We start from the raw sequence: 16,032 nt of genomic DNA, 5'->3' as shown, positions 1-16,032 counted from the left end.
CGGATCACGCCCCCGCGCGGCCGCACGTTGACGTATGGGGTGCGTCCCATATAGTCGGCACCCTCGCCGGAGAACGCCAACGTGGAAATCGCCCTAATTATCGTCGGCCTCGTCGTGGTGGCGGCGATCGTCTACTTCGTCACGAAGAAGGCGTCGCCACCGGAGATCGCAGCGCCCCCCGAACCGAAGAAGCTCCAGGAGAAGGCGAAGCAGCCCTCCGAGAAGCCGGCGGACAAGCCGACCGAAAAGCGCGCCCAGAAGAAGCCTCCGGCGGAGGAGGCTCCTCCTGCGAAGGCGAAGGAGCCCGCGCCGCGGGAGGAGCCGCCCGCGGCGGCGCCGGTCCCTGTCGAGGAGCCCGTCGCGCCGCCGCCCGCCGCCCCGCCGTCGGCGCCCAAGCCCACGGTCGCGGAGGCGCCCGTCGCGCCCGCGATCGAGGCGCCGGCCGTCAAGCCGGCCGCCAGACCGGCGCGGGAGACCGCGCCCCCTGCCGCGCGCAAGCGAGACATCGAGGGGCTCCGCAAAGGCCTCACGAAGGTGCGGGAGAGCGAGGGGTTCTTCGGCCGGCTCAAGGCGCTGTTCGCCGGCAAGAAGGAGATCGATCCCAACGTCGTCGAGCAGATCGAAGAGGTGCTGCTCACCTCGGACGTCGGCGTGAAGACGTCAGAGCTCCTCCTCGACGAGATCCGCTCGGCGCTCAGCAGAAACGAGCTCGCCGACACCGACAAGGTCTGGGACGCGCTGCGCGAGCACGCGAAGCGGATCCTGCGCGTCGGCGCCGGCGGCGGGCTGCCGCTCAAGGCGCAGCCCACCGTGGTGATGGTGGTCGGCGTGAACGGCGTGGGCAAGACGACCACCATCGGCAAGCTCGCGACGCAGCTCAAGGCCGAGGGCCGGACGGTGGTGCTCGCCGCGGGCGACACGTTCCGGGCAGCGGCGGTGCAGCAGCTCAACGTCTGGGGCAAGCGCGTCGGCTGCGAGGTCGTGCGCGGCAAGGACGGCGCGAACCCCGGCGCGGTGATCTTCGATGCGATCCAGAAGGCGAAGGACACGGGCGCCGACGTGGTCCTCGCCGACACCGCCGGCCGGCTGCACACGAAGACGAACCTCATGGAGGAGCTGGCCCGGGTCGCGCGCACGATGAACAAAGCGCTCGAGGGCGCGCCTCACGAGACGCTGCTCGTGCTCGACGCCACGAACGGCCAGAACGCCATGCAGCAGGCCGCGCTCTTCAAGGAGGCGCTGCCCATCACCGGCATCGTGCTGACGAAGCTCGACGGAACCGCCAAGGGCGGCGTCATCCTCGGCATCTGCGCCGAGCACGGGCTGCCGGTCCGGTACGTTGGCATCGGCGAGCGCGCGGAAGACCTCCGCGAGTTCGAGCCCGACGAGTTCGTCGAGGCGATGCTCGGCCGCGCGAGCGGCTCCGAAGACGCGGCCGCCTGAGCCGCGCTCCGTCGCGCGATCGCTCGCGTCGCTCGATCTCCCCTCACCACCCAATCGCTCGGCTCGACATCGGTCCAACCGACGGGCGATGGCACCGAGCTCTCAACACGCCGCGCCCCTACCGCTGAACCTCAGGGGCCCGCATCGTCGTGCCCCCGGCGCAAGCACACAGGAGATCCGAGCCCGCGGTGATTGTGCAGCGAATCTGCTGCTCGGCGCGAGTCCACACGGTCGCGTGCCCTCAGCGAACGCGCCGGTCGTCCATGGCAAAAGGATTTGGTTGTTGATCCTTTTATTTTCGGCGTGATATAGTCCGTCGGGCTTGGCGGTTGACCGAATTAGTTAATGAATTCGAGTAGTTAGGAAGCTGTACTAGCTGGGCGATCGATCGCTCGCATCGCACGGACTTCGGAAGGGATGGCGATGAACCAGGCTCGCGTGGGGCTTCTCGTTGCGGCTGCGCTGGTCGCGGTGCCGCTCACGGCATCGGCTCAGCCAAAACAGCAACCCAAGGAAATCAACCTCGACGAGCCAGAGACTCCTGCCGAGGGCACGGAGCCGGCGGAGGCCCCCGCGGCTCCGACCGATGGCGGCGAGGAGACGGGGCTTGGGGACATCTGTAAGATCGACCCGACGGCGTGTCCCACGATCAATTTGGAGAAGGAAGCCGCGAAGGATCTCAAGAACGAGACCTACGCGGTGCAGCAGATCTACGCGCTGCGCTACCACCGCTTCGAGGTGAACCCGTACTTCGGGCTGACGATGAACGATCAGTTCGTCGGCCACAACGGGCCGGGGCTCGCGGTCAACTGGTACCTCACCAACGTCCTCGCGATCGGGGTCAACGGCAACTGGTACGGTGGCCTCAACACGCCGTCGGACTTCAATTTCCAGACGAGCAGGGCGGCGCGTGTCGGCGAGCCGATCACCGAGTATCAGTGGAACGCGAACGCGAACTTCACGTACGTCCCCGCGTACGGCAAGTTCGCCGGGTTCAGCGACTTCATCTTCCACTACGACTTCTTCGTACTGGGCGGTGTCGGCGCGATCTCGACGAGGCCGATGGCCGTCGTCGATCCGGACAACCGCAGTTTCGACTGGAAGCCTAAGCTCTCCTTCCATGTCGGCGGCGGCCTCCGCATCTTCTTCAACCGCTGGTTTGCGGCGATGTTCGAGGTCAGCGACTACATCTTCTTCGACGAGCTCGAGAACCCCAGCGTCGCAGCGAACCCTCAGGACAAGAGCACATGGCTCGCCGAGGGGAACAGCTTCACCAACAACGTACAGGCGCAGGTTGGACTGTCGGTCTTCCTGCCGTTCTCCTGGGAATACCGGCTGCCGAAGTGAGGACTTTGGACGCGGGGACGCGCAGACGCCGAGCGCGAGACATAGGATGATTCAGCCAAAGACGGGGACAGGCATGATGCGTCGATTCGTCCAAAGCCTCTGCACCGTGGTGGCAGGGCTTACCGGCTGTGCACTTCTGATGACGGCTGCGCCCGCGGAGGCGCAGGAGATCCAGCTCACGGGCCCTCTGGCCGGCGCGCCCGCCGTGCGAAAGCTCCGGCTCCACCGTGAGGGGCGGTTCGAGGTGGCCCCAGGCGCATCGTTCACGCTGCTGGACGAGTACCGGCGGACGATCATGCCGGGCCTGCGGCTCACCTACCATCTCACGGACTGGCTCGGCATCGGCGCCTGGGGCGGGTACGGGTTTCAGTACAACGCCGGGCTGACGGACGAGCTCCAGCGTGTCGCGATCGACTCGCGCAACTGCGACGCCCAGCCGTTCACGAAGGCGTGCAAGCTGACCGAGGTCAACCTGACCAAGGGCGACCTGACGAAGGATCAGCTTGGCCAGATCCAGTGGGTCGCGGCCCCTCAGATCACGGTCGTGCCCTTCCGCGGAAAGCTGGCCCTGTTCGCCGAGCTCTTCGTCGACACCGACGTGAGCTTCTTCGCGGGAGCCGCGGCCATCGGCGTGAAGGAGCGCAAGCAGTGCACCGAGGACTGCGCGAACACCTTCGGGCTCGAGAGCCGCATGGCCTTCGCGCCGACGTTCGGCCTCGGGTGGAACTTCTACCCGTCGGACTTCATCGGCTTCGGCGCGGAGTGGCGCGCCCTGCCGTTCGCATGGAATACCTCGGGCTTCGATAACCACGGGCTCGGCACGGATGAAGCGTTCCCTGACCGCAAGGTGGACGACAAGGACCGTGAATTCCACTTCACCAGCATGGTGACCGTGAACCTGAGTTTCCAGCTCCCCACCGGAATCAAGACGACCGAGTAGACCGAGTAGACGCTTACGCCGGCCCGCCCGGGACAGCTCGGGCGGGGAGCGCTCTCTGCTGGGAGCCCCCTCTAGCGGGGTGCGGGTTCGTGTGATACGGGCTCAGCTGCTAGGTAGGCGAGCGAGGCGTACGAAGGTACGCCGCAGCGAGCCGAACGACGCGGATGAGCCAGTAGCGCACGAAGGTGCGCCCCCGCCATGGCTCGGCTCGCGGCGGTGAGATCCGGCGGTGATCGCCGGGGAGCTCGCGCCGGGCGGCGGGGACAGCCAACAGAGGTCAGCGTTGGGTATTTTCGATTTTCTCCGCAAGAGCAATCCCCCTGCCGGGAGCGCCGCCTCCGACAGGAAGGTGGCCGGTCCTGCCAAGGTCGTCGCGGACAAGCGCGCACAGACGTACGATCGGCTCGACGCCATCCAGTCGCTCGCCGCGATGAAGAACGCCGATGCAGCGGCGGCGCTCCTCAGGCGCTTCACGTTCTCGATCGACCCCTCCATCACGGATCAGGAGGAGAAAGATCTGGCGTTCCGGGGGATCGTCGATACGGGCAAGGACGCGGTGCCGGCCGTGGTCGAGTTCTGCGTCAAGGCCGAGGCGCTCACCTGGCCGCTCAAGATCCTGCGGGCGTTGCTCGATGATGCCAACTACCGGACCGAGCTCGTCCAGCTGCTCGATCGCTTCGACACGGAGTATGCGCGCAACGTCGAGCCGAAGCAGCAGCTCATCGTCGCGCTGTGCGACATCAAGGGCGACGACGTGCGGGTAGCGGTGGAGCGGTTCCTCGACGATGTCAACGAGACGGTCCGTTTCCACGCCGTGCAGACCATCTTCTCCCAGGGCGATGAGGCGAGCGTGCCGGCCTTGGTGAAGATGCTCGCGACCGAGGAGTCGGTCCGGGTGAAGAACAAGGTCGCCGAGGGGCTGATGACCCGGGGCTGGACGGTGCCGGCCGAGCTGCGGAGCAGCACGAGCCAAGCGCTCCAGGACTCGAGCGGCTTCAGCGTGGGCTCGGACGGCAAGCTCCGGAAGGGCGCCGGATACGGCTGACCCAGCGCGCATCGTGACAAGTCCGTTCGTCCTGCGATCAGGTTGACAGCATCACGGCGTGTGGACGAAACTCCACGCCATGCTTGTTCAGCCCTCGGCGGCAGCTGAGAGCGAAGCCGCGAAGACCGGCCCGCACAAGACGAAAGCGAGCACAGTCCGTGATTGAGCACCGCTCATGGCTGGCGGAGCTCCCGTCACGACGTCGCGTGCCGCGCCCGCGATCCAGCGAGGCGCGCCCAGGGACGCTCGCAGGAAGCGCTCGTCGCCTCTCCCCCTCACGCGCGCTGGCCGCGGCGTGCCTGCTGCCTTGCGCGCTCGTCCAGCGCAACGCAGCCGCGGCCGACTTCGAGGTCCAGTCGACGACCGGCGTCCAGGCCTACGAGGTCGCGAGCCCCTGGGGCGACACGAACATCGAACGGCGGCGGCTCCTTCAGACGCTGGGGCTCGCCGTCTACAACCTCCAGGGGGACTCCGCCCCAGGCAAGGCCGACTACTCGGCGACCGTTCGGCTCCGGCTCGACGCGGACTTCGGGATGAATGGCCACCTCGCCGGCGTTCAGCGGGGCGGCGAGACCGACTACAGCATCGATGGCGGCTCGCGCTACATCCCGGGGCTGCGCGAGGCGCCCCTCGACCTGATGTATGCGTACGTCGAAGGGCGGAACGTCGCCAGCGGGTGGCTCGGCTTCCGGGTCGGCCGCCAGTACGTGAGCGACGTGCTCGGGTGGTGGTCGTTCGATGGCGCTCTGGTCCGGGTGACGACGCCCTACTACGTTCAACTCGAGGCGTACGGCGGGCTCGAGCAGCGCGGCGGCCTGCCGCTCTCCACGTCGCGCTTCGAGCAGCAGGGGATCTGGCGCGGCAGCCACCGGGGATTCGGCGACGACCGGACTCAGCCCGGGAGCGCTGCCGACTTCCCGTCGTATCAGGAGGCCGATCTGGCGCCGGCGTTCGGCGTCGCGCTCGAGAGCGCCGGTCCGAGCTTCGTCCACGGTCGCCTGACCTACCGCCGGGTTTACAACCTGGGGACCTCTATCACCCAGCAGTTCCCTGATGCGGACGGGCGCGTCCGGACGACCGAGGGGTCGCGCATCTCGCAGGACCGGCTCGGGTACGCGGCCAACATCAACAAACCCGATCTCGGCGGCCTCAAGGGTGGAGTGACCTACGACTTCTACAACCAGCGCGTCGGCTCGTTCTACGGCGGCCTGGAGGTGTACGCCGGAAGCCGCGTGACGCTTGGGGCGGACGTTGACTACTTCGTTCCGACGTTCGACGCCGACTCGATCTGGAACTGGTTCACCCACGATCCCATCACCACGATCACCGGACGGGCGGCGGTGGACATCACCCGAGAGGTCGATGTCGCGGCCTGGGGCGGCACGCGGATGTGGATCGCCGAAGGCAACCCGGAGGAGTTCGGCGCCGGCCAGTGCGAGGCCGCTGGGGAGGGGCCGGACTGCGTCGGGACGACGTCGCTCGATCCGGATAACGGTGACGTCAGCGAGTATGGGCGCGACGAGAAGAACCGCGCCGCGACGATCACGACCGATGTGCTCGCGAACCTCGCGGGCCGCTACCGCACGCGCACGACGTCGGTCGAGCTCCGCGGGATGTTGCAGACGGGCGAGCGCGGGCGCCGGACAGGGGCTGATCTCTCGGGAGAGAAGCGGCTGAGCGGGCAGCGTTATGCGCTCGGAGCGCGGGTGTCGCTGTACAACTGGGAGGATCCGCTCAGGCCGGACCGGAGCGCGACATCGTTCGGATATGTCCTCGGGGCCGGGTATCGGCCGGGCGAGGTCGCAGATTTCAAGCTCGAGTGGGAGCACGACATGAACCGGCTGGTGGGCCAGCGCTTCCGGGTCGTCGGCCTCGTGAACCTGCGGGTGGCGCCGTGAGTGAGGATCGCATGGACGCAACACAGGACGGCCGGCGCCGCGCCCGGCGAAACGAGGCGAGGTTCGTCCCCGGGTGGGTCGCGATCGTCGCATGCCTGGGCGCGCTGGCGCTCGCGATCGTGGGCCCTGACGCTGCCGCCCAGCCGAAGCCGCCGGCGGCGGCAGGAGACGACAGCGCCGAGGCGGCCGATGGCGACGCGGAGGAAGGCGACGCCGACGGAGAAGCCTCGGCGCAGGCGCCGCGCGGCGGGTACACGTCGGGCCTCCATCCGATGCCCGCCGACGCGGAGGTGCCTCTGGCCTGGATGCCGCCCGGGACGAGCGCGACCCCGATCCCGAGCGACGAGATCTACCCCCCGCAGACGCTGACGATCCGCTTCAACCACAAGAAGCACGTCAAGGGGCTCAAGCAGACGTGCAAGTCGTGCCACGGCGCGGCCTACACGAGCGGCGCAGTGACCGACCGGCTGCTGCCGAAGCCGAGCGAGACGTGCGACAACTGTCATGATGTCGATCACTCCGACCTCACCCAGGTGAAGGCGGGGACGAACGAGAACGGACAGTGTGCGTACTGCCATATCGGAGAGAACGCTGGCAGCGATGGAAAGGTGGCGCCGCTCGTGCTCCCGCACGCGAACCTCCGCTTCCCTCACCAGAAGCACGTGAGCCGGAACATCAAGTGCAGCCAGTGCCACGGCCGGGTCGACCGGCTCGAGCTCGCAACGCGGGATCAGCTGCCGCGAATGGCCGGCTGCTTCACGTGCCACAACATGAGCGGCGCGGCCCAGGGCGAGGCGAAGAGCGACTGCGACGTCTGCCACCTGACGCGCCCCGACGGGCGGCTCGTGACGGCGTTCGCCACCGGCGATCTGCTGCCGCCCGCGTGGTTGCACAGCGCGGGGCACACGCCCGACTGGCTCGAGCGGCACAAGCAGATCGCCGCGAACGATAGCGCCTTCTGCGGCTCATGCCACAGCGCGAACTACTGCACCGACTGCCATGACGGGAAGATCCGTCCGCGCAACGTCCATCCGAACGACTTCCTCTCGATGCACCCGCAGGCGGCCCGGCAGGACAATCCTCGCTGCGTGAGCTGCCATCAGGAGCAGACGTTCTGTGCGGACTGTCACCGGCGGACGGGCGTGGCACGCGATGCGCCGAGCGCAACGCGGCCCGCCGGGCGCCGCTTCCATCCCCCGCCGGCGGAGTGGACCACGGCGCCGCGGAGCGCGAAGCACCACGCCTGGGAAGCAGAGCGAAACCTGAATGCGTGCGTTTCCTGCCACACCGAGCGGGACTGCGCGACCTGCCACGCGACGCGCGGGGCGTCAGGCGGGCAAGGGCTGAACCCGCACCCGCTCGGGTTCGAGAGCAAGTGCAAGACGGCGTTCTCCCGGAACCCGCGTCCGTGCCTGGTGTGCCATCAGTCGAGCGACAGGTTCGTGCAGCGGTGCCAATGAAAAGTCAAAATCCGTCAGTATATTCCTTGCCCTGGCCTTCCGGCGACGGGTATAGCGAAGTGCGCGCGGCTTCCCTAACGATCGCCGCGAACGCCAAGGAGAACGGGCGTGAAGGAGCTGATCAAGTACCTGATCGACAACCTCTATCTCGATTTCCAGGGGGAAATCACGCTGGAGCAAGTGCGGGGCTTCCTCCGCGAGGACGACGGACGGGAGGCACGCCAACTTTTGTCGAAGCTCATCGAGGAGAAAGGGGTAGACGACATGCTGATCACGCTGGCCGACTGTCTCAAGGAGCACATCCAGTCCGGGGTGAACGAAAAGGTCGTTCGCGAGCAGCTCTCGCTCTATTCCGAGAGCTGAGCACGCTGGCTCGCGCCACGCGCCTCGCCCCCCTCCCCCTCTGCCTTCACGCGGCCCTCGCTACGGCCGGTTGCGACGTGGGGGAGGCCTCGCTCCAGCCGATCGACGCCCCTCCTGTCCAGCTGATCGAGGCGCGAGCCACAACCAGCCTTGACCAGAACTACCAGCCCGTCCGCACCGCGCTCGATCCGGCCGGCACGACCGAAGTCCTGTCGACCGCGAGCCTCGTGCTGAAGTTCGATCGCTTCTTGCTGCCGAGCTCGGTGAGCGGCGCGGTCGGCGCCGAATTCGTGTGCGTCTCGGGCGATCTGGCCCCGGTGGAGACGTACGCGGACTGCGTCAACCCGCTCGCCCTGGCGCCCACGTACAACCCCGTCCAGCGAGAGGTCATTCTCCGCCAGATCGAGGGCATGCCGGGCCTTGAGCTGGGGGCCCGGTATGCGCTGACGGTCCTCAGGCCGGCGGACGAGGCCGCGCCGGCCGGCGTCCGCGCGTTCGACGGCGCGCCGCTCGGCAGCAACACGCGCATCGAGTTCACCGTCGCGTCGGCGCTCCCACCTCAGGCGATGCCGGAGCGCCCGCCGAGCGGCGACTTCTTCTGCCAGCGAGATCTCGAGTGCGTCGCGGGCACGGCAGATTGCCAGGGCGACGCTCCCCTAGATCCGACGTGCGTCGGCTGCGTGCGGGGCGCCGCGTACTACCTCTCCACCTGCGTGGGGTGCCACATCGACGGAAGCGCCGCCGCAGGGCTGAACCTGAACCTGGGGGGGCCGATGTTCAACCGGATCGAGCCGCTCCTCGAGACCGTGATCGGACACGCCGCACACCAGACGCAGATGGGCGAGAAGGCGCACGTGGCGGAGACGTCTCCGGAGCGCTTCGGCAGGGCCATGCCGCTCATCGACCCGGGAAACCCGGGGAACAGCTACCTGCTCTACAAGATCCTCATCGGGCAGATCGCGCTCGACCCCTCCTTGCCCGCAGATGAGGCGGAGAAGCTCCGCCAGGAGACCGAGCGGCTTCAGGCGGCGTTCGTGGTGGGGATGCCGATGCCGCCCCCGCCTTCAAAGCCCCTGTTCCGGTTCCACCCGCAGGCGCCGGACGATCGGAGCGTCACGCCGTACGTGGACGGCATCGACATCCTGTCCGCATGGATCCTCGACGGCGCCGAGCCGCGGGACTGCTCCGCTCCGGTCACCCCGCCCTGACGGCGCCTGCGCGCCGTCACATCACGCGATTCCGCCCGGCCTTCTTCGCATGGTAGAGCCGCTCGTCGGCGCGGCGGTAGAGCTCCATCGGCGAGACCGGCGCGTCCGGCGTGACGCCGGCGACCCCGAAGCTCGCGGTGACGGCGATCTCACCCTCCTCGAAGCGGAACGGCGTGCGCTCCACGAGCGCGCGCAGCTTCTCGGCGACCAGGCGGGCGCCGTCGAGGGCGATCTCGGGCACGAGCAGCGCGAACTCCTCCCCGCCGACGCGCGCGAGGACGTCGTCGCGGCGGACGTTCGCGGCGGCGAGCGCGGCCATCTGGCGGAGCACGGCGTCGCCCGTGAGGTGCCCGCGGGTGTCGTTGATGCTCTTGAAGTGATCGATGTCGAACATGATGAGCGCGAGGTGGCGATGGTAGCGGCAAGCCCGCGACACCTCGCGCTCCAGCGCGACCTCGAACGAGCGCTTGTTGTGGACCTGCGTCAGCCCGTCGAAGGTCATCAGCCGGTAGATCTCTTCGTGGTACGAGAGCTCGACGTTCCCCCCCTGGATGAACTTGAAGATCGTCCGGCCGATCTTCACCTGGTCGCCGTCCTTGAGCGCGCGCTCATCGACGGCGATGTCGTTCACGTAGGTGCCATTTGTCGAGCCGAGATCGCGGACAACGTAGCTCATCCCGTTCCAGGAGATGCGCGCGTGACGTCGGCTCACCGCCTCGTCGTCGAGCGGGATATCGGTCTGTATCGCGCGACCACACTCGATCGCGCCGGTCCCTAGCGCGATGCGGCGCCCGAGCTCGGTGCCGTAGATCACAACCAGGCACGCGGTGCCAGGCGCCGCCGGCAGCACCGGCGGGGCGATCGAGGTGCAGGTGACGAGCGTCTGCCGATGATCGTTCTCTTGCTTCGCCACGCTAGGGGACCCAAGTACACCAGAGCCGGGGTTCCAGGGCAACGCGCGTCGCGCGTCGGACATGGTAGGCTGCGCCCATGAAACGCTGCGGTTTCGCGCAGATCTATGTCGCTGCCACGATGGCCGCCGTGCTCGCAGCTCCTCTGAGCGGATGTGGCACGAGCTCGCCCCCGATCGACGAGGGCGACGCCGCGCCCGCGCCGCAGCAACCCGAGACCGTCACGAGCTCTCCGGACGCTCCGCCGCTCCCGGGCGAGACCGAGTGCAAGGTCGTCGTCCAGACGGGGATCCCCGTCGCGCCGGCGCAGCACGTGGCCACGTGCGCGCCTGTCCAGTACGCGACCAATCCGCCGAGCGGCGGAGATCACTGGGGCGTGTGGGCCCAGTACAAGCGCTTCGAGTCGGCGGTCCCGCGCGAGATGTACGTCCACAACCTCGAGCACGGCGCGGTCGTCCTCGCGTACCGGTGCCCCTCGTCCGGCTGCGAAGAGGTGAAGGCGGTGCTCGACGAGGTGCGGGCCGAGGCCGCCTCCGATCCGAAGTGCCTCATGGTGCCGGGAGGGCCTGAGGCGCGCCTCGTGATGACGCCCGACAGCGCGCTGAACACCCCCGTCGCAGCCGCGGCCTGGGGAGCGACGTACACCGCGACCTGCCTCGACAAGGCGTCGCTCGCGCGCTTCGTGGCGGACCACTACGGCAAAGGCCCGGAAGACCTGTGCAGCATCACGGGGGCCGCCGACGTCGATCTGCCCGACGGCGGCGCGCCGAGCTGCGGCGACGCAGCCGGCGATGGGGGCGGCGATGGCGGCGGCGGAGGCGCGGGGGGAGCGGGCGGAGCGGGCGGAGCGGCCGAGGGCGCCCCACCGAAGCCGTAACCAGGTTGACAGCTGGCTCCTGGGCCAGGAGCATTCTGGGGATGAGCGAGCCGTCGACCGTGACACCTCGGTTGGCAGAGCGCTTCCGGCTGGTGGACGTCGCGGGCTCCGGCGGGTCGGCCGAGGTGTGGAGGGCCGTCGATCGGGAGCGCGGCGGCGTGGTGGCGCTCAAGATCGAGCGGGGCGAGGGCGCAGCGCCCGCGGCGCAGCGCGCGTCCGCGCGGCGGGCGCTCGCCCGCGAGGCGCTGCACGCGGCGCTGGCGCTCTCGCCGCGGCTCCCGGAGCTCATCGACGTCGGCTGGCTCGCGGCGCCACCCGTCGGCGCGCGCGTCGACGGCCACGCTGGCGAGGAGGGGCGCGCGTTCGTGGCGATGCGCTGGATCGAAGGGCGATCCGTCGCCGACGCGCTGCGCGGCCTGCCTCCGGGCGAGCGCGCGGCGCTCGCGCTCGCCGTCGCGTGCGACGCGGGCGAGGCGCTCGCCGACCTGCACGGCATCGGCCTGGCGCACGGAGATCTGAAGCCGGAGAACCTGATCCTGACGCCGGACGGGCGGATCGCGGTGATCGATCTGGGGCTCGCTTGCTCGATCCACGAGACCTCCGTGGACGGGGCGACGCTTAGGTACATCGCGCGCGGGGACGCGGAGCTCGGGGACGCGCGGGCGAGGGATCTGCTCGCGCTGGGGACGCTCCTCGCCGAGATCGCCTTCCGCGGCGTGGCGGACGCGGACGACCCGGTCGGGGCGGCGCGGGCCGCGGTGGCCGCGGAGAGCGCGGCCGGACCGGCGCTCGACGCCATCTGCCGGGCCCTGCTGTCTCCCTCCCCCGCGGCGCGCCCGTCGTCTGCGTGGGTCACCGAGTCGGCCCGCGCCGCGCTCCCAGGCGCGCAGCGCGCGCGGCCCCCGTTCACCGCGTCCCCGGCGGGGCCGGCCGGTCGCGATGCCGAGGCGCCCCGCGCCGAGCGCGATCGACAGGACCGCGACGCGCGCCGCGTGCGCGCCGCGTACCTGCGCCTGCGGCGGCACGAGCTCGAGACCGCGCTCGGGGTGCGCGACGACGTGGCCCCCTGGCTCGCGGACGCGTTCGCGGTGGTCCAGCGGGTGCGCGTGCTCTCCGGCGCGCCGCTCCGCGCGGGCGACGGCGCGGCGCGCGCAGCACCGCCGCAGAGCGACGCGCCGTGGCTGGGGCGGCTCGGGCCCGACCGCGTCGCGCGGTGGCTCACCGCGCTCACGGGGACGAGCGCGGCCGCGTGGCCGATGGCGCCCCTCGCGTCGACGCCGGAGCGCGCGCTCGCGGAGGCGCTCGTCGCGCTGGCGCGGCAGATCCCGCCGCGGGCCTGGACGTTCGCGGACGTCGAGGCCGCCGCGCTGGGAAACCCGGGGAGCGGCGCGCGGCGGCGGGCGAGCGCGGCGCCGAAGGAGCGCGGCGGAGCCGGCGATGAGGCCGCGGCGGCGCAGTCCATCGGCGCGGCGGAGGCGGCGGAGCTGGCGCTCGCGATCGCGCGAGTGCCGCCGGATCCGCTCGCCATCGAGGCGATCGAGCAGCGCGACGACGCTCCGGTCAGCCTGGTCGTCGCGGCGGCCAACGCGCTCCGGCTGCACGGCGACCTCGGGCGCGCGCGGAGCCTGATGCTGCGCGCGTGCGTCCGGGATGCGCCGGAGGCCGCGGCGCTCGCCGCGGAGGTGCTGCGGCGCGCCGGCGATCGGGCCCTCGCGGAGGAGCGCGCACGCGCCGCGATCGAGGCCGGCGCGGACCCGGAGGGGCGCGCGCGCGCGGTGCTCGCGCGCGTCGCGATCGACGCGGGGGCGCTGGGCGCGGCCGAGGCGCTCGTCGGGGAGGCGGTCACGGCGCCGCTCTGCGAGGTGCGCGCGCTGCTCGCCGTGCTGCGCGGCGACACCGCGCGGGCGCTGTCGGAGGTGGCGCGCGGCGAGGCGCTCGCGAGCTCCGTCGAGGAGCTGGCGCGGATGGCGGCCGTGCGCGGCTACGCGTGGCACGCGAGCGATCCGGAGCGCGCGCACGCGTCGTTCAGCGCCGCCGTGGACTACGCCGTCCGCGCCGGGGCCGTCGTCGAGGAGGCGACCTACCGGACCGGCGAGGCGGCGGCGGCGGTGGATCTCGGCGATCTCGACGGAGCGATCGCGACCTCGACGCGCGCGGCGCTGCTCTGGGAGCACCTCGGCCGGCCGGCGCAGGGCGCCCGCGCGCTGCTCGCCGGCGCGGCCGCCTACGCCACCGCGGGCCTCGTGCACGAGACCTGCCGGACCGCCGAGGACGCCATCGCGCGGGCGCGCGACGCGGGCGACACGAAGGCAGAGGCCTACGCGCTCTGGGCCCTCGCGGATGTGGTCGCCGCGCGCGGAGACGGCGTCGCGAGCGCGGACGTGGGATCGCTGGTCGACCCGCGCGCGGCGGCGGCGCGCGCCGCGGCGCTCCTCGCCGGCGGCTCCGCCGAGGACACCCTCCGGGCGGCCGCGCGGCTCCTGCGCGACGGCGCCGGCGATCTCGATGGCGCCCGCCTCGAGGAGCTCGACGAGGTCGCGAGCGGCCCGGACCTCGCGGCGGCCTCGCGGCTCGACTGGTGGGGGGCGCGCGCCGCGATCGCGCTCGCCGCGGACGACGGCGGCGCCGCGATCGCCACGGACGGCGCGCCGCGCGGCCCGGCGGGCGCGTCGGAGTGGCGCGGCCGCGGCGACCGCGTCCTCGCCGCGATCGCCGCGATCGCGGGCGCCCGCGCGCCGATCGCGGCGCGCGGCCCGGCGCTGGCCGCGGCGCACGCGCTCGCCGTCAGGGCCGGGCAGACGGACGTCGCGCACCGGTTGCTCGCGGCGCTCTCCGATGCCGCGCGCGAGCTGTGCGGGCGCAACGCGGGCGCGGCATCGGCAGGGGCCTCCGCTGCCTTGCCTGGGGCGTCGACGCTCTCCGCCGCGGTCCGGTCGCTCCCGTGGGTCGTCCGGGCGCGGGCGCTGCCGGAGAGCGGGCTTCGGCCCGAGCAGGCGCGCGATCTGGAGGCGCTCGTCGGCGCGCTCGGCGAGCGCGAGCGGCTCGCGCCGCTGCTCGACCGGGTCGTCGACGCGCTCGTGCTCTGGACGGGGGTCGAGCGCGGGCTCTTGCTCCTGCGCGCGCCGAACGGGCGCCTCGTCCCGCGGGCCGCGCGCAACCTGGCGCGCTCGCGCCTCGGCGCGGAGCAGCTCGCGCTGTCGGAGACGCTCGCGCGCCGCGCCCTGGAAGCGCGCGAGCCAGTGGTCGCGGTCGACGCGGCGGGGGAGCTGCCGAGCGTGCACCGCAGCGTGCACGCGCTGAAGCTGCGGAGCGTGCTGGCCGTGCCGCTCGTCGCGCGCGGCGAGGCGCTCGGCGTCGTCTACCTCGACGACCGCGTGCGCCGCGGCGCGTTCGGAGCGCAGGAGCTCCGGTGGGCGCGCGCCATCGCGTCGGTCGCGGCGCTGGCGATCTCGGACGCGCGCGCGCAGGTCGAGCTGCGCCGCGCCGCCCGCCGCGCGGAGCGCGCGTCGTCGCGCCTCGCCGAGGAGCTCGCGCGGCGCGAGGCGGAGCTCGACGCTGCGGCGCTCGAGCTCGCGAGGGCTCGCGGCGGCCGCGACACGCGGTACCGGTACGACGCCATCATCGGCGAGAGCGAGCCTCTGCGCGCGATGCTGCGCCTCGTCGATCGGGTGACCGCGTCGGAGGTGCCGGTGCTCGTCTGCGGCGAGTCCGGCAGCGGCAAGGAGCTCGTGGCGCGGGCCATCCACCACAACGGCCCGCGCGCGGCGCACGCGTTCGTGAGCGAGAACTGCAGCGCGATCCCCGAGGGGCTGCTCGAGTCGGCGCTCTTCGGGCACGTGCGCGGCGCGTTCACGGGCGCGGATCGGCCGCGCGCCGGGCTCTTCGAGGTGGCTGACCGGGGCACGCTGTTCCTCGACGAGATCGGCGAGATGAGCCTCGCGATGCAGGCGAAGCTGCTGCGGGTGCTCGAGGACGGCCTCGTGCGGCCGATCGGCTCGGAGCGGGCGCGCAAGGTCGACGTGCGCGTCATCGCCGCGACGCACCGGGATCTGGAGGCGCTCGTCCGCGCCCGCGCGTTCCGGGAGGATCTGTTCTACAGGCTGAACATCATCACGATCCGGGTGCCGCCGCTGCGCGAGCGCGCGACGGACGTGCCGCTCATCGTCCGGCATTTCATTGAAAAGCACGGCCGCGGACCGGTCCGGGTCACGCGCGGGGCGATGGAGCGGCTCTCGGCCTACGGGTGGCCGGGCAACGTGCGCCAGCTGGAGAACGAGATCCGGCGGGCGATCGTGCTCTGCGACGGGACGATCGACCGGGAGCACCTCTCGCCGGAGATCGTGCAGGGCGGCAGCGCGGCGCCGCGCGAGCTCGGCCTCAACGTCCGCGCGAGGATCGACGCGCTGGAGACGGAGCTCGTGCGCGACGCGCTCGAGCGCACGCGCGGGAACCAGACGCAAGCCGCCAAGCTGCTCGGCCTGTCGCGGTTCGGCCTGCAAAAGATGATCAAGCGGCTCGCCATCGAGGCGTGACGAGGGCC

Annotated in this window: 11 protein-coding genes; 10 read left to right on the top strand and 1 reads right to left on the bottom strand. The window is 71.3% G+C overall.

Features of this window, described 5'->3' with window-relative positions; genetic code table 11:
• The first annotated feature begins 81 nt into the window (after positions 1-81).
• From ftsY to WME90_RS15120, 8 genes are all read left to right on the top strand, one after another.
• On the top strand, positions 82-1,443 hold the full coding sequence (gene ftsY / locus WME90_RS15155) for a signal recognition particle-docking protein FtsY (RefSeq protein ID WP_437281821.1): 1,362 nt from the start codon (positions 82-84) through the stop codon (positions 1,441-1,443).
• A 417-nt stretch (positions 1,444-1,860) separates the two neighbouring features.
• On the top strand, positions 1,861-2,790 hold the full coding sequence (locus WME90_RS15150) for an outer membrane beta-barrel domain-containing protein (protein WP_437281820.1): 930 nt from the start codon (positions 1,861-1,863) through the stop codon (positions 2,788-2,790).
• Positions 2,791-2,929: 139 nt separating this feature from the next.
• Complete coding sequence (locus WME90_RS15145) at positions 2,930-3,730, top strand: hypothetical protein (protein ID WP_437281819.1); 801 nt, start codon at positions 2,930-2,932, stop codon at positions 3,728-3,730.
• Positions 3,731-4,013: 283 nt separating this feature from the next.
• The gene (locus WME90_RS15140; RefSeq protein ID WP_437281818.1) at positions 4,014-4,775 is read left to right on the top strand and encodes a HEAT repeat domain-containing protein; all 762 of its coding nucleotides are present in this window, start codon (positions 4,014-4,016) and stop codon (positions 4,773-4,775) included.
• Positions 4,776-4,981: 206 nt separating this feature from the next.
• A complete protein-coding gene (locus tag WME90_RS15135) occupies positions 4,982-6,673 on the top strand; it encodes a hypothetical protein (RefSeq protein WP_437281817.1) in 1,692 nt (563 codons plus the stop codon).
• 11 nt (positions 6,674-6,684) lie between these two features.
• The gene (locus WME90_RS15130; RefSeq protein WP_437281816.1) at positions 6,685-8,133 is read left to right on the top strand and encodes a cytochrome c3 family protein; all 1,449 of its coding nucleotides are present in this window, start codon (positions 6,685-6,687) and stop codon (positions 8,131-8,133) included.
• Positions 8,134-8,241: 108 nt separating this feature from the next.
• Entirely contained in the window at positions 8,242-8,496 is a 255-nt protein-coding gene (locus WME90_RS15125) for a hypothetical protein (RefSeq protein ID WP_437281815.1), read from the top strand.
• Between the two features lie 77 nt (positions 8,497-8,573).
• Positions 8,574-9,704, top strand: a complete 1,131-nt coding sequence (locus tag WME90_RS15120) for a hypothetical protein (protein WP_437281814.1) — start codon at positions 8,574-8,576, stop codon at positions 9,702-9,704.
• A gap of 16 nt (positions 9,705-9,720) precedes the next feature.
• Here the strand turns inward: WME90_RS15120 and WME90_RS15115 are convergent, their stop codons facing one another.
• Entirely contained in the window at positions 9,721-10,617 is an 897-nt protein-coding gene (locus WME90_RS15115; protein ID WP_437281813.1) for a diguanylate cyclase, read from the bottom strand.
• A gap of 77 nt (positions 10,618-10,694) precedes the next feature.
• Here WME90_RS15115 and WME90_RS15110 point away from each other — a divergent pair, with 77 nt between their 5' ends.
• Complete coding sequence (locus tag WME90_RS15110) at positions 10,695-11,492, top strand: DUF3105 domain-containing protein (protein ID WP_437281812.1); 798 nt, start codon at positions 10,695-10,697, stop codon at positions 11,490-11,492.
• A 41-nt stretch (positions 11,493-11,533) separates the two neighbouring features.
• The gene (locus WME90_RS15105; RefSeq protein WP_437281811.1) at positions 11,534-16,024 is read left to right on the top strand and encodes a sigma 54-interacting transcriptional regulator; all 4,491 of its coding nucleotides are present in this window, start codon (positions 11,534-11,536) and stop codon (positions 16,022-16,024) included.
• The last annotated feature ends 8 nt before the right edge of the window (positions 16,025-16,032 follow it).

Origin of the sequence: Sorangium sp. So ce375 (assembly GCF_051473855.1) — a bacterium.
In the GTDB taxonomy this organism is placed as follows: Bacteria; Myxococcota_A; Polyangia; order Polyangiales; family Polyangiaceae; genus Sorangium.
Note: the sequence above shows the minus strand (reverse complement) of the source record. Positions and strands in the feature narration are given on the sequence as shown.

Bases quoted from the DNA above. Each gene is read 5' to 3' on its own strand.
- WME90_RS15150 (WP_437281820.1), top strand. From the start codon at position 1,861: ATGGCGATGAACCAGGCTCGCGTGGGGCTTCTCGTTGCGGCTGCGCTG.
- WME90_RS15145 (WP_437281819.1), top strand. From the start codon at position 2,930: ATGACGGCTGCGCCCGCGGAGGCGCAGGAGATCCAGCTCACGGGCCCT.
- WME90_RS15130 (WP_437281816.1), top strand. From the start codon at position 6,685: ATGGACGCAACACAGGACGGCCGGCGCCGCGCCCGGCGAAACGAGGCG.
- WME90_RS15110 (WP_437281812.1), top strand. From the start codon at position 10,695: ATGAAACGCTGCGGTTTCGCGCAGATCTATGTCGCTGCCACGATGGCC.
- WME90_RS15105 (WP_437281811.1), top strand. From the start codon at position 11,534: ATGAGCGAGCCGTCGACCGTGACACCTCGGTTGGCAGAGCGCTTCCGG.